Raw genomic sequence first — 21,038 nt, forward strand, 5'->3', positions numbered from 1 at the left:
GCGACACCTAGACTGGCCTGGCCCCCTTTGCTCGGAACCCACGCCCATGAACCTGCCGGATATCCACCTGTGTGTTGTCCAGCCGCTCGATCAGCCCCATGCCCTGGCACTGATCGATCCCGCACGCTACTTCCGCTATCAGTTCCGGCGACTGGGTGCCCGGGTCAGCCTGTCCAAGAACCGGCTGCGCCATGACGCGATCAACTTCGTCTTTGGGGCCCACCTGGGCTTCGATGGCAACCAGTGCCTGCAGCACACCTGCGTGTTCGTGAACCTGGAATCGCTCGGACACGAAGGTTCGCAGGTCTCCACCGCCTACCTGCAGCTGCTGCGCCGCTCGGCCGTGGTCGACCACGACCCGGCCAATCTGGAGGTCTACACCGACCACCCGGACGATGTGCCGCTGGTGCCCTTCGTCCATGCGCCCTACCTCGCCGGGGATGCCCAGGCTCCTGCCGTACCGCTGGAAGAGCGCCCGATCGACCTGCTCGTCATCGGCACGCAGAACGAACGCATCCGCCGCCTGGTCAAGCGCATCGAGGACACCGGCGTGACGGTGAGCCAGTTCGACCGCCCGGTCTATGCCGGCGAGCGTGACGCGTACATCCGCCAGGCCAAGGCCGTGCTGCACCTGCGCCCGCACGACACCAGCCGCCTCGAACCCCTCACGCTCGCACATTGCCTGAGCCTGGGCACACCGGTCATCGGCGAGCAGCCCCCCCACGCCACCACGGCCGCCTTCTACGAGGAGGCCGCCTGCTGGATCGACAGCGACCATCTGGAAGCCTTCTTCCAACAGGACTTCGGCACGCCGGCCTGGTTCGATCTGGCGCGCGCACAACTGGCGCATTTCGAGGAACTGGATCCGGCCGAGGCCTTCGCCGACATGCTGGCCTTCGTCAGCGGCTACGGCAAGACCAATGTGCGCACCCGCGACCCGGAACCATGGCGCCCGCTGCGGCTGAACCTGGCCGCAGGCGCCGACTACCGCGTCGGCTGGCTCAACATCGACGCCAGCCCGGAGACCCAGCCGGACCTGGTACTCGACCTCGGCCAGCCACAGGCGCTGCCGCTGCTGACCAGTGGCACGCTCTGCGGACCGGTGCGGCTGGAAGCAGGCCAGTTCGCCGAGATCTGCGCCGGCAACGTGCTGGTCCGCACGCCGGATCTGGCCTTGCTGATGACGCAGGCGCTGGCGCTGCTGCGCGAGGGGGGCCACCTGGTCGTCGAGGTGCCCTGCGAGCATTCGCCGACCGCCTGGCGCGATCCGACCCATCTGCGCGCGCTCAACGAGAACGCCTGGACCTGCTACACCGAGACCTTCTGGCAGCTCGGCTGGTTCACGCACCGTTTCCAGATCGAGAACTCCGGCTACCGCGACCTGAACCGCAAGAACTGCCGCCGCGAGAAGGCGGCGTCGATGGTGGTCGTGCTGCAGAAGGTGGCGACGACCCCTGCCGAACGCACGCAGGCACGCACGATGAGCTTCGAGGTGCTGGTGCCGGACGACACCGTGCCGGCGCAGGACCAGCTGCTGCCGGCTGCCAGCTCCCGCCCGCTGCAGGAGCTGCTGCTGAACGAGCCGGCCACCCGCGAGTCCCTGCTCGCAGGCGTCCACTGCGGGGACTGATCCGCCCTCAGCGGGCGGTCCGGTACGGCTCCTCGAAGTCCAGGAAATCCCGCTCCGCGAGCGCCTCGGCCACCCAGGCCGCCACGCCCGGCGCGGCCCAGACCTGCGCCATCCAGTCTGCCACCACCGGCGGCACCGGCAGCGCATAGGTCCGCAGGCGGGACACGACCGGCGCGAAGTACGCATCCGCGATGGTGAACGTGCCGAACAGGAAGGGCCCGCCGCTGTCGGCCAGGGCCTCGCTCCACAGCGCCACCAGCCGGTCCAGATCGGCCTGCACCGCCGGCTGCTCGGCCAGCACCTGCGCGCCCACCTCCGGCAACGACGCCTCGATGTTCATCGGGCAGGCGCTGCGCAGCGCCCGGAAACCGGCATGCATCTCGGCGCACACCGAACGGGCACGGGCCCGCTGACGCGCATCCCGCGGCCACAGCGCCCGCTCCGGGTGGCGCTCGGCCAGGTACTCGGCGATCGCCAGCGTGTCCCACACCGCCAGTCCGCCGTCGTCCACCAGCACCGGCACCGTGCCCGTCGGGGTCACCCGCGCCAGGGTCGTCTTGAACACCGAACCGGCGTCGAAACTGTCGAAGCGCACCATCACCTCGTCGAACGGGATGCCGAACTGGCGCAGCAGCACCCACGGCCGCATGGACCAGGAGGAATAGTTCTTGTTGCCGATGTAGATCTGCATGAGGGGCCTTCCGTGTGGGGATTCTGCGTTGGAATGGGGTCGATGCTACGGGGGGAAGCCGTGCGCTCGGGTGACGATCCTGCATGGCATGCATGCACTGCACGCATGCGTGCGGTTGGCCTGGAACAGCCTCAATCGGCGTGGGCATCGGTCTCCGGATCGGCCACATCACCGATCGCGGCCCGCGTCAGCGCCGCCTGTGCCAGCACCCAGTCCGAGAACGCCCGGACTTCCGGCCGCTGTGCGGCTGCACCGGTGCGACCACCCGGCGGCACCAGCGGCACCAGCCAGTAACACGGCTCCGCCCAGCGCCGCCCACCGGCACCAAAGGGCTCGACCAGATCGCCACGCGCCAGCGCGTCGTGCACCATCGCCAGCCGCGCCAGCGCCACCCCTTGTCCGGCGAGCGCGGCCTGCACCTGCTGGTGGGTGTAGTTGACGCTGATCCAGCGCCGCGGCGTCAGATGCGCCAGCCCGCAACCGGCCAGCCAGCGTGGCCAGGACAGCAGCGTCGACGGCGAATGGCCATCGTCCATCTCCAGCAGCGTGTGCTCGGTCAGGTCCGCCGGCTGCGCCAGCCGCGGGGCGTGTCCGCGGTCAATCGCGTCCGCCAGCCCCGCGCTGACCACCGGCGTCAGCACCTCGCCAAAGAGCCGCACCGCACCGGCCGGCACCTTGTCCGCGCTGCAATGGCGCAGCGCCACGTCCAGTTCGACATCCTCGGTCTCGACCAGTCGGTCCGATGCCGCGATGCGCAGGTCGGCATCGGGGTGCGCCCGTTCGAAATCGGGCAGGCGCGGCATCAGCCACAGCGAGGCAAACGAGGGGAAGGTGGTCACGCTGACCATGGCCCGGCTGTGCGACAGGCGGATCTGCCGCACACAACTGTCCAGCCGCGCCAGAGCGGGCTGCACGGTGCGCTGCAGGGTCTGGCCGGCCAGGGTCAGCTCGATCCTGCGGGTGCCGCGGTGGAACAGCTGGGCCCCGAGCGCCTCCTCCAGCCCCTTGATCTGGCGGCTGATGGCGGGCTGGGTGAGGTGCAGTTCCTCCGCCGCGGCGCTGAAGCTCAGGCGCCGTGCGGCGGCCTCGAAGGTGCGCAGGCAATCCAGCGCGAGGGGTCGGTTCGGCAAGCGATGCATGCGTCCATCGTATATGTCGCGCCGAACCCTCCGAAATGCCGCGCCGCAGCCGATATTCCAGCATCAAAGAACACTCGTTACGTTCATTTACGATTCAGCCTCCTCTGCCTGGTATGCCCTGATGCAAGTCTCGATCGTCGTCCTGAACTACAACTACGCCCGTTTTGTCAGCGCGGCGATCGACTCCGCCCTGCGCCAGACGCTGCCGCCCGGCGAGTGCGAGGTGATCGTGGTCGACAACGGCTCGACCGACGACTCGCTGGCGGTGATCGGCCGCTACGGCGACCGGGTGCGGCTCGTGCGCCAGAAGGTCAACATCGGCCAGGGCCAGGGCTACAACCTCGGCATCGCGGCTGCGCGGGGCGAGTGGATCGTCTGGCTCGACGCCGACGACGTGCTCGACGACGACGCGATGGCCACCTGCCTGTCGCTGGCCGATGCCGGCACCGCCAAGGTCCACTACCCGATGCGGCTGATCGACGCGGAGGGGGCGCCGCTGGGCGGCGTGATCCCGTTCCTGCGCCATGACGGCGACGTCGTGCCGATCATCGAGGCGCTCGGCCACTACGCCGGCCCGCCCGGCAGCGGCAACCTCTACCGCCGCTCGGCCGTCGCGCCCTACTTCCCCGTCAAGCCCGAAGACTGGCCGATCTGCACCGACACCGTGCCCTTCATCACCGCGCCCTTCCACGGCCTGGTGGTCGGCGCCGACCGCCCGCTCGGCGGCTACCGCCTGCACCGCAAGCCCGACACCCAGGCCGCTCCCGGCTACCGCGGCAACTACAGCGGCAGCATCGGCCTCGAAGTCAGCCTCGTCGAGCGCAGCCGCGACCGGACGATGGCGCTGCTGCGCGAACGCTCGGGCATCGTGGTGGACGGCCCCTTCCTGATGCTGCCCACCCATGTGCGCCACCGCATCACCTCCTGGCGCTGGGCGCGGGAAGCACACCCCTTCCCGGAAGACACCGCCAGCAGCCTCTGGCAGCTGATGCGCGACTCGCTCAAGGTCTGCCCGGGCTACAACCCGACGCAGCGCACCGCGATGTTGGCCTGGGCCAGCGGGGCGCTCTACCTGCCGGATGCGATGGCGGCGGCGGTGATGTCCACCAGCCGCGCCAACCCGGTCTGGGAAACCGTCACCCGCTGGACCAGGCGCCTGGGCGCCTGAGCCACCGCCCTCAACCTTCCACCCGAACCGCCGATCCTGCCGACATGACGACACGCTCCTCCGCCCTCGAATGCCGCTTCTGCAAGGCGCCGCTGCGCACCAGCTTCGTTGACCTGGGGATGAGCCCGCTGTGCCAGACGCACATCGCGCCCGACCAGCTCGGCGACATGGAGCCGTTCTACCCGCTGCACGCCTACGTCTGCGACGACTGCCACCTGGTGCAGCTGCAGGAGTTCGTCGCCCCCGATTCGATCTTCAGCGAGTACGCCTACTTCTCGTCCTACTCGTCGAGCTGGGTGGAACATGCGCGCCGTTACGCCGTGATGGCCGCGGATCGCTTCAAGCTGGGCGCGCACAGCCGCGTGATGGAAATCGCCAGCAACGACGGCTACCTGCTCCAGCACTTCGTCGCCGCCGGCATCCCGGTGCTGGGGATCGAGCCGGCCGCCAACGTCGCCCAGGTGGCCATCGACAAGGGCATCCCGACGACGGTGCGCTTCATGGGCCGCGCCTCCGCCGCCGACATCGCCCGCGAACACGGCAAGGCCGACCTGCTGCTGGGCAACAACGTGCTGGCGCACGTGCCCGACATCAACGACTTCGTCGGCGGCATGAAAGACCTGCTCGCCCCGGGCGGCACGATCACGATGGAGTTCCCGCACCTGCTGCGCCTGATCGAGGGCGTGCAGTTCGACACCATCTACCACGAGCACTTCAGCTACCTGTCGCTGGTCACGGTCGAGCGCATCTTCGCGCACCACGGCCTGACGCTGTTCGACGTGGAGGAGCTGCCCACGCACGGCGGCTCGCTGCGCATTTTTGCGCGCCACACCGAGGACACCGCGCGCCCGGTCGGCGAGCGGGTCCACGCGCTGCGCGAACGCGAGATCGCCGACGGCTACCTCGGCACCGAGCGCTACCAGGGCTTTGGCGAACGCGTGCGCGAGACCAAGCGCAAGCTGCTGGCCTTCCTGATCGACGCCAAGGCGCACGGCAAGACCGTCGTCGGCTACGGCGCGCCGGGCAAGGGCAACACGCTGCTGAACTACTGCGGCATCCGCACCGACTTCCTCGACTTCACGGTGGACGCCAACCCCTACAAGCAGGGCAAGTTCACCCCCGGCACCCGCATCCCGATCCTGGCCCCGGCCGCCATCCGCGAAGCCAGGCCCGACTACGTGCTGATCCTGCCGTGGAACCTGAAGGACGAGATCGCCCGCGACGCCGCCTACATCCGCGAATGGGGCGGGCAGTTCGTCGTGCCGATCCCCGAAGTCACCGTGTTCTGAGCCTGACCTCCCGACCCGTTCACCGAGCTGTCCACATGAAAATTCTCGTCACTGGCACCGAGGGCTACATCGGCGCCCGCCTCGCTCCCTGGCTCGAAGCCGCGGGCCATGAAGTCACCGGCCTCGACATCGGCTTCTACGGCGATGGCCGGCTCTACCACGACCCGCTCGCCGCCCGCCTCAGCGCCCGCACGCTCTACAAGGATCTGCGCACCGTCACGCCGGCCGATTTCGCCGGCTTCGACGCGGTGATCCACCTGGCCGAGCTGTCGAACGATCCGCTGGGCCAGAACCGCCCCGAGATCACGATGAAGATCAACCACGAAGGCTCCGTGCGCATCGCCCAGGCGGCGCGCGAAGCCGGCGTGAAGCGCTTCGTCTACGCCTCGTCGTGCAGCGTCTACGGCGTCGGCACCGGCGACTTCCTCGACGAGCGCTCGCCCGTCAACCCGCAGACCGCCTACGCCGTGTGCAAGACACTGGTCGAGCGCGACGTGACGCCGATGGCCAGCAGCGATTTCAGCGTCGTCTTCCTGCGCAACGCCACCGCCTACGGCCCGTCGCCGCGCATGCGCTTCGACATCGTGCTGAACGACCTCTGCGCACTGGCCCGCACGACCGGCCGCATCGCCATGGTCAGCGACGGCAGCCCGTGGCGCCCGATCGTCCACGTCGAGGACATCTGCGAAGCGATGCGCTGCGCGGTGGAAGCGCCGGCGGACGCGATCAACGGCGAGGTGTTCAACGTCGGGCGCACGGACGAGAACTTCCGCGTGCGCGAGATCGCCGCGCTGGTGGCCGCCGCCTTCCCCGGCTGCGAAGTCACCGCCGGCCCGCCGAGTGCGGACAACCGCAGCTACCGCGTCTCGTTCGAGAAGATCGAGCAGCGCCTGCCCGGCTTTGTCGCCCGCTGGACTGCGAAGCGCGGCGCCGAGGAGCTGGCCAGCCTGTTCCAGCGCATCGACTTCACCGAGGCCGACCACCGCTGGCGCCCCTACACCCGCCTGAAGCAGTTGCAATACCTGCAGCGCACCGGGCAGGTGGACGACGACCTGTTCTGGAGCGCGCGTTGAGTCTGGTCTTCGAGCCGACGGCGATCGACGGCGTGCGGCACATCCGCCTCGCGCCGATGGCCGACGAACGCGGCTCGTTCGCGCGGACGTGGTGCCGGGAAACGTTTGCGGCGAACGGGCTGGACGCGGCGATGGTGCAGACCAGCACCTCGTTCAACGTTCGCGCCGGCACGCTGCGCGGCATGCACTTCGCGTGGCCGCCGGCGACCGAGTGCAAGCTGGTGCGCTGCACACGCGGGCGGGTGTTCGACCAGTTGCTCGATCTGCGCCCCGAGTCGCCGACCTACCTCGCCACGGTGTCGGTCACGCTGGACTCGGCGCTGGGCAACGCGCTGTGGATTCCGCGCGGCGTGGCGCACGGCTTCCAGACGCTGGTCGATGACAGCGAGGTCTTCTACATGATGACCGAGGCGTACCGGGGCGACCTCAGCGCCGGTGTGCGGGCGGACGATCCGGCGTTCGGGTTGACCTGGCCGCTGCCCGTGAGCGCGCTCTCGGACCGGGACCGCGACGGCCCGCTCTTCGACGAGGCCGCGCACCGCCAACGCTACGCCGCCGGGCTGGAGCGCTGATGCTGCTCGACGCCCTGCTCCCCGACGACGCGGCCAGCGCCAGCGCCGCCGACGCCTGGACGTTGATCGAGGCGCTCTACCCGCTGTGCCGCAGCCTGACCGGCGACGGCGTGCGCCAGACGCTGGACCGGATCGGCGAGCGCATCCCGCTGATCCGCACCGAAGTCCCGAGCGGCACGCCCGCCTTCGACTGGGAGATCCCGCGCGAGTGGAACCTGCGGGATGCGTGGATCGCGGATGCCGAGGGGCGCCGCGCGGTCGACTTCCGCGCGCACAGCCTGCACGTCATGGGCTACTCGGTGCCGGTGCGCCGCACGATGACGCTGGAAGAGCTGCAGCCGCACCTGCACTCGCTGCCCGACCAGCCGGACTGGATTCCATACCGCACCAGCTACTACCGCGAGCAGTGGGGCTTCTGCCTGCGCCACCGCGACCGGGAGCGGCTCGGACCCGGACCCTACGAGGTGGTGATCGACGCCACGCTGGCGCCGGGGCACCTGAGCTACGCCGAGTCGGTGGTGCCGGGCCAGTCCACCGACGAGGTGCTGGTCTACACGCACACCTGCCACCCGGCGCTGGCCAACGACAACCTGAGTGGCATCGCCGTGGCGGTCGAGCTGGCGCGGGCGCTGCATCAAGCGCCGACGAAACCGCGGCTGACGTGGCGCTTCATCTTCGGCCCCGGCACGATCGGCTCGCTGGCCTGGCTGTCGCGCAACGAGGAGCGCCTGGGCCGCGTGCGCGCCGGGCTGGTGCTCGGGCTGCTGGGCGATCCGGGCGTGCTGCACTACAAGCACAGCCGCCGCGGCGACACGCTGACCGACCGCGCCGCCGCCCACGTGCTGCGCGGCACGGACGCCAGGCTGCTGGAATTCGAGCCCTACGGCTACGACGAGCGCCAGTTCTGCTCCCCCGGCTTCGACCTGCCGATGGGCCGCCTCACCCGCTCTCCCAACAGCACGTATCCCGAGTATCACACCAGCGCCGACGACCTGTCGCTGATCCGCCCGGCGCAGCTCGCCAAGGCACTGCAGACGCTGGCCCGCCTCGCCTCGGTGCTCGACGCCAACCGCACGCCGCTCAACCTCAGCCCCAAGGGCGAGCCGCGGCTCGGCAAGCGCGGCCTGTACGGCAGCGTCGGCGGCGGCGCGCCCGGTGCGTTCGAGCATGCGCTGCTCTGGGTGCTCAACCAGGCCGATGGGACGCGCAACCTGCTGGCCATCGCCGAGCGCGCCCGGCTGCCGTTCGAGCAGGTCGAGCAGGCCGCAGCCGCGCTCGAACACGCCGGCCTGCTGCGCACGCTGGACCGTCCCCACGAATCCGAACCGAAAGGCCCTTCCCCATGAAAGTCGTCCTCTTCTGCGGCGGACTCGGCACGCGCCTGCGCGAGCACTCCGACACCATCCCGAAGCCGCTGGTCAACATCGGCGTGCGGCCGATCCTGTGGCACCTGATGCGCTACTACGCGCACTACGGCCACAAGGAGTTCATCCTCTGCCTGGGCTACCGCGGTGACCTGATCCGCGAGTACTTCCTGAACTACAACGAGGCGCTGTCGAACGACTTCGTGCTCAGCGAGGGCGGGCGCAAGATCGATCTGGTCCACAGCGATCTGCAGGACTGGAAGATCACCTTCGTCGACACCGGCCTGCACGCCAACATCGGCCAGCGCCTGCTGCGCGCCCGCAAGTACCTGGGTGATGACGAGGAGTTCCTGGCCAACTACGCCGACGGCCTGAGCGACCTGCCGCTGGATGCGCAGATCGCCGACTTCCGCGCCAGCGGCGTCACGGCCAGCTTCGCCACCGTGCCGTCGCCGCAGAGCTTCCACGCGCTGCACGAGGACGACAACGGCATCGTCACCAGCTTCGGCCCGCTCAACGAGCGGCCGTACTGGATCAACGCCGGCTTCTTCTGCCTGCGCCGCGGGATCTTCGACGTGCTGAACGAAGGCGACGAACTGGTCGAAGCGCCCTTCCAGCGGCTCATCGCCCAGCGCCAGCTTGGCACCTTCCGCCACCGCGGCTTCTGGCAGCCGATGGACACCTTCAAGGACAAGATCGGCTACGACCGCATGGCCGGCAAGGGCGACTGCCCGTGGATGGTCTGGCAGCACGAGCGCATCGAGCCAGCGCGCACGCCATGCTGTCCCTGAACCCGGCGACCGGCCGCGACCGGCTGCACCTGCTCTGCCTTGGGGCGCACAGCGACGACCTCGAGATCGGCTGCAGCGGCGCCGTGCTGCGCTGGCTGGCCGAGGTGCCGGAAGTGCATGTGACCTGGGTCGTGCTGAGCGCGCCCGGCGAGCGCGCCCTGGAGGCGCGGCGCAGCGCCAAGGCGCTGCTGAAGGGCGCAGCGTCCGCCGAGGTGGTGATCGGCGATTTCAGCGACGCGCACTTCCCGTCGGAGACGGCGCGGATAAAGGCCTTCTTCGCCGAGCTGGGCCGGCGCACCACGCCCGACCTCGTGCTCACCCACCGCCTGGAAGACCGCCACCAGGACCACCGCACCGTCGCCGAGCTGACCTGGCAGGCGTGGCGCGACCACCTCGTGCTGGAGTACGAGATCCCGAAGTACGAGGGCGACCTCGGCCAGCCCAATGTCTACGTGCCGCTGCCGGCGGAGATCGCTCGCCGCAAGGTGCGCCACCTGATGAAGCACTTCGGCACGCAGCGCTCGAAGGGCTGGTTCACCGAGGCGACCTTCCAGGGGCTGATGGCGCTGCGCGGCATCGAGTGCCGCGCCCCGAGCGGACAGGCCGAAGCGCTGCACGCCCGCAAGGTGGTGCTTTGAACCCGCGGCTGGCGCTGGTCACGGGCGGCTCGCGCGGCCTCGGTAGGGCGCTGGTCACGCAGTTGCAGGCCGAGGGCTGGCGCGTGGTCGAGCTGTCGCGCTCGGCGCCGATGGCGGACTCGGTACGGGTCGATCTGGCGCAGCCGGCCGCGGTGGCGCAGGTGCTCGCCGAGGCACTGGCCGGGATCGATCCGATCTCGGTCAGCGAACTGCTCGTGCTGCACAACGCGGGCACCGTGCAGCCAGTCGGACCCGCGGCCAACAAGCCCGTCGGCGAGGTCATCGACGCGCTGAACGTCAACCTCGTCTCGGGCATCGCCTTCCTCGTCACCGCGATGGCGCATTTCCAGTCCTGCCCGGGCCGCAAGGTCGTCGCGCAGATCACCTCGGGGGCGGCCGTGCGCGCCCACGCCGGGCTGTCGCTCTACAGCGCGGCCAAGGCGGGCATGGACCAGTTCATGCGCGTCGTCGCCGCCGAGCAGACGCACCAGGCACATCCCTTCCTCGCACTGAGCCTCGACCCCGGCGCGCTCGACACCGACATGCAGGCGGTGCTGCGCAGCGCGTCGAGCACGGACTATCCAGGCGCTGCCGCCTTCGCCCGACGGCAGCGCGACGGCCAGCTCGGACAGGTCGAGGCCGTGGCCACCGCCCTGCGACGGCTGCTGGACACGCCCGCCGCCCTGGCACCCGGCGAACGCCACGGCCTGCGCGGTCCGGGTCCCGCCAGCATCCCCGTCAGCTGATCGACAAGGCGCTCGCCGCAGCCGCCAGCAGGACGCGGGTGGCGCCGATGTCCGGCCCCGGGTGGCGGTCGATGCGCCGGATGAACGGGCAGGTCAGCACGGCCACCGCATGGCCGTCCGGCCCCAGCACCGGCATCGACAGATCGGTCACCCCCTCCGTCTGCAGGCTGGCGCCCACCCAGCCCCCATCGGCACGCACCCGGGCCAGCCGGGCCTGCAACTCGGCCTCGGCCAGCGGAATCTCGCCCTCCAGCGCCTCGTGCGCCGCCAGCATCTCGGCGCGGCGCTCTGCGCTCTGGAAGGCAAGCAGCACATGGCCGGAGGCCGTGTCCACCAGACTGACCCGGGCGCCCAGCCGCAAGGCGAACCCGAGCTTGTGGGGACTGTCCACCTGCGCCACCACCGTGATGTTGCCGCGGTCGTACAGACCGAGGTGGCCACTCTGCTCGACCGCCGTGGCAAAGGCCTCGATCACCGGCTGCGCCTGCGCCACCAGCCGGTTCACCGGGGGGTGGCGGTGCGCCAGCACGAACAGCTTCAGGCTCAGCGCATAGCGGTCTCCCTCGGTCGAGCGGGTGACGTAGTCGCGGGCCACCAGCCGCTCCAGCATCCGGTAGATCTCGCTGGGACTGCGCCCCATCGCCTTGACGATCTCGGCGCGGGTGAGTCCCTGCGCCTGCTCCGACAGCAGCTCCAGGATGTCGAGGCCCTTGTCCAGCGCAGGGGCGCGGTAGCGATCGACCTCGGTATCGGCGAAGGGGCTGGACATGGCGGCGCAGAGGGCGGGAAAGTCCCAGTGTAAACGGCCTGCGCCCACACTAATGTTCATCCATGAACACATTATTTGCCAATGGATGAATCAAGACATGCCCCAGCCCTCCGCCACCACCCCGGCGCCGGTGCCCGCCACCGAGGCGGCCCTGCGCATCCACCCGGCCGATGACGTGGCCATTGCCCGGCGCCAGATGCTGTCGGGCACCCGGCTCGACACGCTCGGCGTCGTCGTGCGCGGGATGGTGCCGCCCGGCCACAAGGTGGCACTGCGCGACCTGCCGGCTGGCGCGCCAGTGCGGCGCTACAACCAGGTGATCGGCCACCTCAGCGCGCCGGTGGCGGCCGGTGCGCATGTCCACACCCACAACCTGCGCTACGCCGAGTTCACCCGTGACCACGAGGTGGGCATCGACGCCCGGCCGACCCGGTTCGTCGAGGAGCCGGCCACCTTCCAGGGCATCGTCCGGGCCGATGGCCGGGTGGCGACGCGCAACTACATCGGCGTGCTGACCTCGGTGAACTGCTCGGCCACGGCAGCCCGCGCCATTGCCGACCACTTCCGCCGCGACATCCATCCCGAAGCGCTGGCCGACTACCCGAACATCGACGGCGTGGTGGCGCTGACCCACGGCACCGGCTGCGCCACCGATGGCGACGGCGAACCGCTGAAGGTGCTGCGCCGCACGCTGGGCGGGTATGCGCGGCACCCGAACTTCGCCGCCGTGCTGATCGTCGGGCTGGGCTGCGAGACGAACCAGATCCAGGGCCTGGTCGCCCAGGAGGCGCTGCAGGAAGGCACCCGGCTGGTGACCTTCAGCATCCAGGACTCGGGCGGCACGGCACGGACCGTGGCACGCGGCGTCGCCGCCATCCAGGCGCTGCTCGGTCCGGCCAACGCGGTCCGGCGCGAACCCGTGCCGGCCCGCCACCTGACGGTCGGGCTGCAGTGCGGCGGCTCCGACGGCTATTCCGGCATCAGCGCCAATCCGGCGCTCGGTGCCGCCGTGGACCGGCTGGTGGCACACGGCGGCACCGCCATCCTCTCCGAGACGCCCGAGATCTACGGCGGCGAGCACCTGCTGCTGCGCCGGGCCGTCTCGACCCAGGTGGCCGACAAGCTGCTCGCCCGCATCCGCTGGTGGGAGGACTACACCGCCCGCAACGGCATGAAGATGGACAACAACCCCTCGGCCGGCAACAAGGCCGGCGGGCTGACCACCATCCTGGAAAAGTCGCTCGGCGCCATCGCCAAGAGCGGGACTTCGGCGCTCGTGGACGTGTTCGAGTACGCCGAGCCCGTCCACGCTCGGGGCCTGGTCTACATGGACACCCCCGGCTACGACCCGGTGTCCGCGACCGGCCAGGTCGCGGGCGGCGCGAACCTGATCTGCTTCACCACCGGGCGCGGATCGGCCTACGGCTGCGCACCGGCGCCCTCGCTCAAACTCTCGACCAACACCGCGCTGTGGCTGCGCCAGCAGGAGGACATCGACCTGGACTGCGGCCCGATCGTCGAAGGGCTGGCCACCATCGACGCGGTGGGCGAGCGCATCTTCCGGCAGATGCTGGCCACCGCGTCGGGCGAGCGCACCGCCAGCGAGCGCCACGGCTACGGCCAGAACGAATTCGTGCCGTGGTCGCTGGGGGCGGTGATGTGAGGGCTGTGCGGGCGGGGATCGCTTCAAGTGCGACCGACCAGGGCCGATAACGGGAATTGGTCGGAGTCGCGTGGTAGATGGCTCCGGCACCTCGACGGAGCCCTCCATGCCGCCACTGGTCACTCTCGACTTCACGCAGGACGCCCTGCTGGATGCCCTGCTGCCGCTGGACCGTGAAGGCCTGGATGCCCTGGGGTTCGGCGTCATCGGCTTCGATGTGGACACCATCGTGCGGGACTACAACGCCGTCGAGTCCCGCATGGCCGGGCTGTCGCGCGACAAGGTGATCGGCCTGCCGCTGTTCACGGCGGTCGCGATCTGCATGAACAACTTCATGGTGGCCCATCGGTTCGAGGAAGCCGCCGAGAACGGCCTGCCACTGGACGCCACCATCGACTACGTGCTGACCCTGCGCATGCGTCCCCAGCGCGTGCAGTTGCGCCTGCTGGCGCGGCCGGGGGAAGCCCGCCGGTTCGTTCTGATCCAGCGCAAGACCGGCGTCTGACGCCCATGGACGCCCGGGAAGCCCTGCAGCAGCTGGAGCGGGAGCACCAGGCGCTGCTGCAGTTCGTGTACCTGGCGCCGGTCGGGCTGGTGCAGGTCCGCAGCGATGGCGAGATCGTGATGGTCAACCCGACGGCAGCGCAACTGCTGATGCCCCTGTCGCGCGACGGCACGCTGGACAACCTGTTCACGGCCTTGCGGGAGGTCGCACCCGACCTGCAGGATCTGCTGGACACCGGCACGCCCGCCAGTGGCGTGGTCTGCGACGGGCGGCAGTTGCCGGTGCAGATCGGCCAGGGCACCAGATCCGAGGCGCGTCTGCTGTCGTTCAGCCTGATCAGGATTGACACGGAACACTGCATGGTCCTGCTGCAGGACGTGACCGAGCAGGTCCGCCGCGAACACCGGCTGCGGCAGCAGGAAGCCTGGCTCGGCGCCATCCTCTCCGGCGTGACGGACTACGCCCTGGTCACGCTGGACCCCGGCGGGGGCGTCGTCGAGTGGAACGACAGCATCCAGCGCATCAGCGGCTTCAGCCCCGAGGCCGTGCACGGTCAGACCCTGGCGCTGTTCTACCCGCCCGACAGCATCACGCCCGAGCGCGTGCTGGACCATCTTCGCGAAGCCGACCAGAGCGGCTGCAGCCTGGATGAAGGCTGGCGCGCACGCGCCGACGGCACCCGCTACTGGGGCAGCATGCTGATCACGCCGCTGCGACCGGCCGGCGGCGGGCGCACGGCCGATGCCGCCTACTGCCTGATCCTGCGCGACCTGAGCGACCACCGCGACACGGCCGTCGAGGTCCGGCAGGCAGCGGTCTGCGACTACCTCACCGGGATCCACAACCGCCGCGCCTTCTTCGAAGCCGCAGAGCGCGAGACCCGGCGCGTGAAGCAGCGCCCCCGGCCGCTGTCGGTGGTGCTGTTCGACGCCGACCACTTCAAGCGCATCAACGACTCCCTGGGCCACCCGGCCGGTGACGCGGTGCTGTGCCACATCGCCAGCACGCTGCGCGCCTCGTTCCGCGAGGTGGACGTGGTCGCCCGCATCGGCGGCGAGGAATTTGCGGTGCTGCTGCCGTCGACCGATCTCCAGGGCGCCCACACCGTGGCCGAGCGTTTCTGCCGCAAGCTGGCGGCGTCCCCGGCCAGCACGGCCGCGGGCGAGGTGGTCTGCACGGTCAGCGCCGGCATCGCGACCATGGCCGACTGCGGCGGTGACCTGAACACGCTGATGCAGCGGGCGGACCAGGCGCTCTATGCCGCCAAGGCGGCGGGGCGCAACCGGGTGTGCGGACTGGCACCGGAACTGCCAGACGAATCGCTTGCAAGTCCTTGATTGGATTGGTAGGCCGCCCGTGAGTCGAACACGGCACCAACAGATTATGAGTCTGCAGGCCATAGCAAAACCCAGCCCCGAAGATACCCGCCAGCCATACCGCAGACCATGTGAATCAATGACTTGCAAACGTTCTCGCGTTGAGTGGCGTTTATCCGTGTGCAAGAATGGTGCTTACATAGGCGCTTACATGGACTCAGGATGGCTCGAATCAGACTCACTGCCGGCCGCATTGCATCGGCTACATGCCCGGACGGGAAAGCTCAGGCATTCGTCTGGGATGACGCCGCGCCCGGTCTGGCGCTGAGGGTGACTGCTGCCGGGGATAAGGCGTTCATCTTCCAATCACGGCTGAATGGCGCGGTACTGCGGATGACCATAGGCAAGCCGGAAGCGTGGAGCATCCCCGAAGCTCGCACCGAGGCCCGCCGATTACAGACGCTGGTGGACAAGGGCGCCGACCCGCGAGCCGCGAAGGCCGCCACCATCGCCACCGACACCGCCGACCGTGCGGAAGCCAAGGTAGAACGCCAGCGCCAGCAAGTCACGGGGCTTGAGGCGTGGGGCACCTACTGCACCGCCCGCGCTTCGCACTGGAGCGAACGCCACGCCCGAAACCATGCCGTGATGGTGCAAGCCGGTGGAGAGCCGCGCACCCGTGCCAAGGTCAAGACCCTGCAAGCCGGCATCCTGCGCCCCCTGCTGGCCCGTCCGCTGGCGCTGATTGACGCCGACACCATCGCCGCATGGATGACCGCCGAAGCCCCTGCACGCCCTGCTGTGGCCGCGCTGGCGTTCAGGCAGTTGGCCGCGTTCCTGCGCTGGTGCGGGGAGCATCCCGAGTTCGGCGCCATCGCCCAGGCAGAAGCCCACAAGCCGCGCCGCGTGCGGGAGCTGGTCCCGGAGGTGGGCACAAAGGACGATTGCCTACAGCGCGAACAGCTCCCCCTGTGGTTCGAGGCCGTGCGCAGGCTGTCGAACCCGGTGCCGGCTGCGTTCCTGCAAACCGCCCTACTGACTGGCGCACGCCGCGAAGAGCTGGCCGGGTTGCGCTGGGATGACGTGGATTTCCGCTGGGGTTCCCTGAGCATCCGCGACAAGGTGGAAGGCATCCGCACAATCCCGCTAACGCCCCTCGTTTCGCAATTGCTGGCCGCCCTGCCCCGTCGCAATCAATGGGTTTTCAGTAGTCCGACCGCTGCCGATGGCCGCATTCAAGACCCCCGAGAGGCGCACGAACGCGCCCTATCTGCTGCGGGTTTGCCACACCTGACGATTCATGGCCTGCGCCGTTCGTTCGGCACGCTGTGCGAGTGGGTCGAGATGCCTGCCGGTGTCGTAGCGCAGATTCAGGGGCACAAGCCGAGCGCCACGGCAGAGAAGCACTACCGCCGCCGCCCGCTGGACCTGCTGCGCATGTGGCACACCCGCGCCGAGGCGTGGATGCTGGAACAGGCCGGCATCGAGCAACCCAGCGCCAGCGAGGAACCCGCCCGCCTGCGCGCTGTGCAGTAACATAGCAAAAAGAGCATAATTTAGCCATGTGGACTGTTGCACTTCACCCCGAAGCGGAGCCCGAGTTGCTGGCGCTGCCTGACGACATGCGCGCCCGCTTCCTGCGCATTGCCGACATGCTGCAGGAGTTCGGCCCGCATCAAGTCGGGTTGCCCCACGTTCGCCCGCTGGAAGGCAAGCTGTGGGAGATGCGGATGCAGGGGCGTGACGGCATCGCCCGCGCCGTGTACGTGGCAATGCATGGCCGGCGCCTGCTGGTGTTGCATGTGTTCGTCAAGAAGACCCAGACCACACCCCGCAAGGCACTGGACGCCGCCCGCAAACGACTGGAGAACGCCCCATGAAGACCCTGAACGACATCAAGGCCGAACTGCTGGCCGACCCTGCAACCCGTGCAGCCTATGACGCACTGGCGCCCGAGTTCGAGACGGCCCGCGAACTGGTGGCCGCCCGTGCCCGCGCTGGCTTGACGCAACAGCAGGTAGCCGAACGCATGGGCACGACGCAAAGCACGATTGCCCGCATGGAAAGCGGCAGGCGCCCGCCGTCCCTGCGCACGGTGCAGCGGTACGCCCAGGCGCTTGGGTGCCGGGCTGTGGTGCGCATCGAGCGCGCGCCCGCCTGAGTTTCTGCCACGGATAGGCCCGCGTCGAAACCGGACCGAAAAGCGGGACAACCTCACCCGCCTGCCGTGGCACCTTAAACGAGGCGCGTAGAGGTACGCAATGATGGATATAAAGCCGGTTCTCGTTGTTGAGCGGGTTGATGAACAGACAGGGGAAAAGGTTTGGCAGGAGGCGCGCCCTTCCGCATATCTTGAAATACCTGAAGCGGACCGTCTAAGGCTTAACCTTTTTCGTTTGATTGATGGCGCCTATACGCCCGAAGAGATAGGGCGGATTCATTCGCTGCCGAGGTTTGAAATTACCGCATTCGCGCAGGATATACCGAAGGAGTTACTAGGCCTCCCTCCCTGTAGCGAAGTGGTTTTGCGTTCATCATCATCCGATGACGTAATAACGGTCGAGAATGCCATACAGAAATTCAGGCGCATCATTAGCCCGCCAGATAGGCTAACTGTTTTCGAGGCTGTCGGCCTTCTTGAGCGTTACGGCATTCAACCGCCGCCGACCGGAAAAACTCACGGGCCATTCAGGATTGACCCTCTTCAATGGCTGTGCAGAGAAGTGGAAGCGGGCAGGCTGGTTTTCAACGACCATGGCGGACTGAGAATCGAGCCGGGCGAGTATGCGGGGCATTTCGGTCTGTATGGCGAAACGACAAGCAGGAAAGAGCTGAACGCATGGCTTGAGCGTATCGGGCATCTGCACCGCATTCCTGAGCCAGTAGCGCCATCCGTTGCCGTGGATGCATCTACCCCTGCACCAAGCGCCAGCGCGCCCGCCGTGGCCGTTCCTGAGCGTGTGGCGGCCCCGGTTGCAGACCCCGATGAAACCACGCAAGAGAGGCAAGACCGGCGCTTGCGCGAACTGCGCGCCGATGGGGCGGAATTCATAGTGACCGACAGGGAGAAACGGCACGGACAGGTGCGGGGGGGGAGGCGTGGCGCGCTCGCAAGGCTGACAGCGCGTGAACAGGCCGCAGGCAGGCCGATGAGCACCAAGGATGGGGTGCGGCAAGACCTTGTGAGCGCGGTTATGCGCGAGGTAGGGCGCAACGGGAGACTATCCCGATGAACGGGAGACGTTGACGGGATAGGGTAGCCCGTCGAGACATTGAGCATCTTTCCCCGTTGGAAGATGTTCATGCAAGCTGATACCGCTACCGCAAAACCCCGAGGCCGTCGCCCCCGCGACCGCTCGATTCCCCGGACCTTCACGCCGCTGGCGCTGGAAACCCGGACCCATATCACCACCGAAGAGGCCGCGCACCATCTGAATCTGCGCCCGCAGACGCTGCGCGCTCACGCATGTTTCGAGACGGGAGTTATCCGCCCGCATCGCATCCCCGGATGCAGTGGCCTGCTTTGGCCTGTGGCTGAAATTAGCCGCGTGCTGGGTCTGGAGGTGGCGCAATGAAGAAGCGCCCGACCCCCACGAATGGAAAGCCGAGCGCGCAGACGAGCCGCAAGGATACCCGGCAAGAGATTCAGACGGACCTTTTCGGGGGTGCCGCAGAGGCGCCGCGCAGTCTGCCGAATCCGGGAACCCAGCCCCGCAAAGCGTTGGAATACTTCGCAGCGGGTGACCGTTCCACATGCCCTGAGTGGGAAATAAAAACAGGCTCTTGGCGCTTGTCCGCTCATGTTTGGCAGTTGCACCACCTGCACGGATGGGGTTTCAATAACCGAGAAATTCCGGCGCCGACGATAGCCTGCCCAGGTAGAACAATCACCAGCTACGGGCTATCGAGGAAAGACATTCCGATTGCGCGCAAGATGCTGAAAGGTGGCCGGAAATGACCGCCGGCGCCGACAAGGCGATGAACCCCGACGAATGGAGAGCCGGCCTGTGGTTCGCAGGCAAGGCGCTGAACGTCAAGACCGTTCGACGCGCCGCCGACTTCGGCGAGGTGCTGCCGGTCTGTCTGTCGCACAACCTGCGGGAAGGCAACGAGGCGCACCGCCACCGTAGCCCCATTGACCCGACGCGCAGGGGCTTAAACGAGGTTTTGCGGGGTCCTGCGAGCCTGCCCGTAGCCGTGGAACTGGTGCGCAATGCCTTCGATGAGCTGGGCATTGTCCCGGCTCGTGCGGACGCCATCGCCGGTATCGAGCTGATGTTTCAACCGCCTGACGGACACGACACGTCCGCGTTCTGGTCTGAGTGCCTCCGCTGGGTAGATGGCCGTTATCAACACGTCGTCAGTGCTGTGGTCCATCGCGACCAGAAACGGGCACACATGCACATCATTGCTTTGGCCGTGGCCGATGGAAGACTGGCCGGGAACACGCTCACGTCAGGCGTCAACCTGCTGCAGCGCCAGCGACGCGAGTTCATGGGGCACTTCTAGAAACCGACCCTGACCGCCACCTGAGCCGCGCGCTGCGGCAAGATGCCGCCCCATGATCACACCCCGCACCAAGCCATCGAGCTTCTTTCCTGAGGAGGCCGCGGACGACCTGTTCGTGGTGCAGCAGCGCAAGGCCAAGCTGGAGGGCTACGTGCAGACGCTGGCGGCGATGGACGAACTGATCGACTTCGCAGCGATGGCCTCGGCGGTGGACAAGGCCTGCCCTCGCGCTGACCGCAGCAAGGGCGGACGCCCGCCGTACCCGACCGAGGCGCTGGTGCGCATGGTGTTCCTGCAGGGGCTGTACAACCTGTCGGACGAGCAGTGCGAGCACCAGGTGCTGGACAGGCTGAGCTTCCAGCGCTTCTGCCGGCTGGACGGCGCGCTGAACATTCCGGACGCACGCACGCTGTGGAACTTCCGGCAGCGGCTGGCCGAAGGCGGGCTGGGCGGCCGGGCGATTTTCGAGGCGTTGAGCCAGCAGTTGCAGCGGCACGGCTTCATCCCGAGGGGCGGGCAGATCGTGGACGCCAGCATCGTGCAGGCGCCGATCACGCAGGCCAACGCCCGGGAGCGCGAGGCGCTGAACAAGGGGGAGGCGCCCGAGGGCTGGAGCAAGAAGCGCCTGGCGCACACCGACCGGGACGCGCGCTGGACGCAAAAGCACGGCAAGTCGTACTACGGCTACAAGCTGCACGGCAACGTGGACGCACGCTACAAGCTGATCCGCCAGATGAAGATCACGGCGGCCAACGCCGACGACGGACAGCAACTGCCCGACGTGCTGCAGGTGGCGAATACGCGCAAGCGGCTGCTGGCCGACCGGGGCTACGACAGCGCGGCCAACCGCCAGACGCTGCAGCAGCACGGACTGGCCGACGGCATCGCACGTCGCGCCAAGCCAGGGCAGACGGCCAAGGTTCGACTCAAGCAGCGCAACAAGACGATCAACCGCACGCGGGCGCGGGTCGAGCACGTCTTTGCGGCGCTGAGCCAGCAGGGCGGCAAGTGCGTGCGGGCGATGACGCTGGCGCGCAATGCGCTGGCGATCACGCTGCAGTGCGCGGCCTACAACGCACGCAGGCTGGTGTGGCTGGTCAAGAGCGCAGGTCCGTCCGCACAGCCCGCGTGAGGGGCAAAACCCCGTCGCGGGGTACCGCGACGGTGGGGACAGG

Annotated in this window: 22 protein-coding genes; 19 read left to right on the forward strand and 3 right to left on the reverse strand. The window is 68.5% G+C overall.

All coding sequences use genetic code 11. The annotated features are described in order from the left end of the window. Positions 1–46: 46 nt before the first annotated feature. A complete protein-coding gene (locus BDD16_RS04585) occupies positions 47–1,630 on the forward strand; it encodes a class I SAM-dependent methyltransferase (RefSeq protein WP_179632856.1) in 1,584 nt (527 codons plus the stop codon). Positions 1,631–1,637: 7 nt separating this feature from the next. Here BDD16_RS04585 and BDD16_RS04590 read toward each other — a convergent pair whose 3' ends face one another. Together BDD16_RS04590 and BDD16_RS04595 are read right to left on the reverse strand one after the other, a co-directional pair. Beyond that, the gene (locus BDD16_RS04590) at positions 1,638–2,321 is read right to left on the reverse strand and encodes a glutathione S-transferase family protein (RefSeq protein ID WP_179632857.1); all 684 of its coding nucleotides are present in this window, start codon (positions 2,319–2,321) and stop codon (positions 1,638–1,640) included. A gap of 131 nt (positions 2,322–2,452) precedes the next feature. After that, on the reverse strand, positions 2,453–3,460 hold the full coding sequence (locus tag BDD16_RS04595; RefSeq protein WP_179632858.1) for a LysR family transcriptional regulator: 1,008 nt from the start codon (positions 3,458–3,460) through the stop codon (positions 2,453–2,455). Between the two features lie 121 nt (positions 3,461–3,581). On the opposite strand from BDD16_RS04595, the gene BDD16_RS04600 reads away from it, so the two are divergent. From BDD16_RS04600 to BDD16_RS04635, 8 genes are read left to right on the forward strand one after another with little or no spacing between them, the layout of a single operon-like run. Then, positions 3,582–4,628 carry a glycosyltransferase family 2 protein gene (locus BDD16_RS04600; RefSeq protein ID WP_179632859.1) on the forward strand — a complete coding sequence of 349 codons (1,047 nt, stop codon included), beginning with the start codon at positions 3,582–3,584 and terminating at the stop codon, positions 4,626–4,628. A gap of 44 nt (positions 4,629–4,672) precedes the next feature. Continuing rightward, the gene (locus tag BDD16_RS04605; protein WP_179632860.1) at positions 4,673–5,917 is read left to right on the forward strand and encodes a class I SAM-dependent methyltransferase; all 1,245 of its coding nucleotides are present in this window, start codon (positions 4,673–4,675) and stop codon (positions 5,915–5,917) included. A 35-nt stretch (positions 5,918–5,952) separates the two neighbouring features. Beyond that, positions 5,953–6,990, forward strand: a complete 1,038-nt coding sequence (locus BDD16_RS04610; protein WP_179632861.1) for an NAD-dependent epimerase/dehydratase family protein — start codon at positions 5,953–5,955, stop codon at positions 6,988–6,990. Further along, complete coding sequence (locus BDD16_RS04615) at positions 6,987–7,562, forward strand: dTDP-4-dehydrorhamnose 3,5-epimerase family protein (protein ID WP_246332465.1); 576 nt, start codon at positions 6,987–6,989, stop codon at positions 7,560–7,562. The genes BDD16_RS04610 and BDD16_RS04615 overlap by 4 nt, the downstream gene beginning before the upstream one ends. Further along, entirely contained in the window at positions 7,562–8,908 is a 1,347-nt protein-coding gene (locus BDD16_RS04620; RefSeq protein ID WP_179632862.1) for a DUF4910 domain-containing protein, read from the forward strand. The genes BDD16_RS04615 and BDD16_RS04620 overlap by 1 nt, the downstream gene beginning before the upstream one ends. Beyond that, positions 8,905–9,717, forward strand: coding sequence for a sugar phosphate nucleotidyltransferase (locus tag BDD16_RS04625; protein WP_179632863.1), 813 nt, complete (start codon positions 8,905–8,907; stop codon positions 9,715–9,717). The genes BDD16_RS04620 and BDD16_RS04625 overlap by 4 nt, the downstream gene beginning before the upstream one ends. Continuing rightward, entirely contained in the window at positions 9,705–10,355 is a 651-nt protein-coding gene (locus BDD16_RS04630; RefSeq protein WP_179632864.1) for a PIG-L deacetylase family protein, read from the forward strand. Before BDD16_RS04625 ends, BDD16_RS04630 begins: the two co-directional genes overlap by 13 nt. Then, complete coding sequence (locus BDD16_RS04635; protein ID WP_179632865.1) at positions 10,352–11,101, forward strand: SDR family NAD(P)-dependent oxidoreductase; 750 nt, start codon at positions 10,352–10,354, stop codon at positions 11,099–11,101. Before BDD16_RS04630 ends, BDD16_RS04635 begins: the two co-directional genes overlap by 4 nt. Here BDD16_RS04635 and BDD16_RS04640 read toward each other — a convergent pair. Next, the gene (locus BDD16_RS04640; RefSeq protein ID WP_179632866.1) at positions 11,094–11,870 is read right to left on the reverse strand and encodes an IclR family transcriptional regulator; all 777 of its coding nucleotides are present in this window, start codon (positions 11,868–11,870) and stop codon (positions 11,094–11,096) included. The two genes, BDD16_RS04635 and BDD16_RS04640, sit on opposite strands and share 8 nt — an antisense overlap. Before the next feature lie 97 nt (positions 11,871–11,967). Here BDD16_RS04640 and BDD16_RS04645 point away from each other — a divergent pair, with 97 nt between their 5' ends. The 10 genes from BDD16_RS04645 (at position 11,968) to BDD16_RS04690 (ending at position 20,995) form a co-directional block, all read left to right on the forward strand. Continuing rightward, positions 11,968–13,533, forward strand: coding sequence for a UxaA family hydrolase (locus BDD16_RS04645; RefSeq protein ID WP_246332466.1), 1,566 nt, complete (start codon positions 11,968–11,970; stop codon positions 13,531–13,533). Positions 13,534–13,639: 106 nt separating this feature from the next. After that, complete coding sequence (locus BDD16_RS04650) at positions 13,640–14,038, forward strand: phosphonate transporter (RefSeq protein WP_179632868.1); 399 nt, start codon at positions 13,640–13,642, stop codon at positions 14,036–14,038. 5 nt (positions 14,039–14,043) lie between these two features. After that, positions 14,044–15,375 carry a sensor domain-containing diguanylate cyclase gene (locus BDD16_RS04655; RefSeq protein WP_179632869.1) on the forward strand — a complete coding sequence of 444 codons (1,332 nt, stop codon included), beginning with the start codon at positions 14,044–14,046 and terminating at the stop codon, positions 15,373–15,375. A 201-nt stretch (positions 15,376–15,576) separates the two neighbouring features. Next, on the forward strand, positions 15,577–16,890 hold the full coding sequence (locus BDD16_RS04660) for a tyrosine-type recombinase/integrase (RefSeq protein ID WP_179632870.1): 1,314 nt from the start codon (positions 15,577–15,579) through the stop codon (positions 16,888–16,890). Between the two features lie 65 nt (positions 16,891–16,955). Continuing rightward, a complete protein-coding gene (locus BDD16_RS04665) occupies positions 16,956–17,234 on the forward strand; it encodes a type II toxin-antitoxin system RelE/ParE family toxin (protein ID WP_246332467.1) in 279 nt (92 codons plus the stop codon). Beyond that, complete coding sequence (locus tag BDD16_RS04670) at positions 17,231–17,515, forward strand: helix-turn-helix domain-containing protein (protein ID WP_179632872.1); 285 nt, start codon at positions 17,231–17,233, stop codon at positions 17,513–17,515. Before BDD16_RS04665 ends, BDD16_RS04670 begins: the two co-directional genes overlap by 4 nt. Positions 17,516–17,618: 103 nt before the next feature. Then, the gene (locus BDD16_RS04675; RefSeq protein WP_179632873.1) at positions 17,619–18,587 is read left to right on the forward strand and encodes a hypothetical protein; all 969 of its coding nucleotides are present in this window, start codon (positions 17,619–17,621) and stop codon (positions 18,585–18,587) included. A 69-nt stretch (positions 18,588–18,656) separates the two neighbouring features. Further along, positions 18,657–18,929 (forward strand): hypothetical protein, encoded by a 273-nt coding sequence (locus BDD16_RS04680; RefSeq protein WP_218897690.1) that lies wholly within the window; start codon positions 18,657–18,659, stop codon positions 18,927–18,929. A gap of 379 nt (positions 18,930–19,308) precedes the next feature. After that, the gene (locus BDD16_RS04685) at positions 19,309–19,863 is read left to right on the forward strand and encodes a plasmid recombination protein (RefSeq protein ID WP_179632874.1); all 555 of its coding nucleotides are present in this window, start codon (positions 19,309–19,311) and stop codon (positions 19,861–19,863) included. 52 nt (positions 19,864–19,915) lie between these two features. Further along, positions 19,916–20,995 (forward strand): IS5 family transposase, encoded by a 1,080-nt coding sequence (locus BDD16_RS04690; RefSeq protein WP_179632875.1) that lies wholly within the window; start codon positions 19,916–19,918, stop codon positions 20,993–20,995. Positions 20,996–21,038: the final 43 nt, after the last annotated feature.

This window comes from Sphaerotilus montanus (assembly GCF_013410775.1).
GTDB lineage: Bacteria > Pseudomonadota > Gammaproteobacteria > Burkholderiales > Burkholderiaceae_C > Sphaerotilus > Sphaerotilus montanus.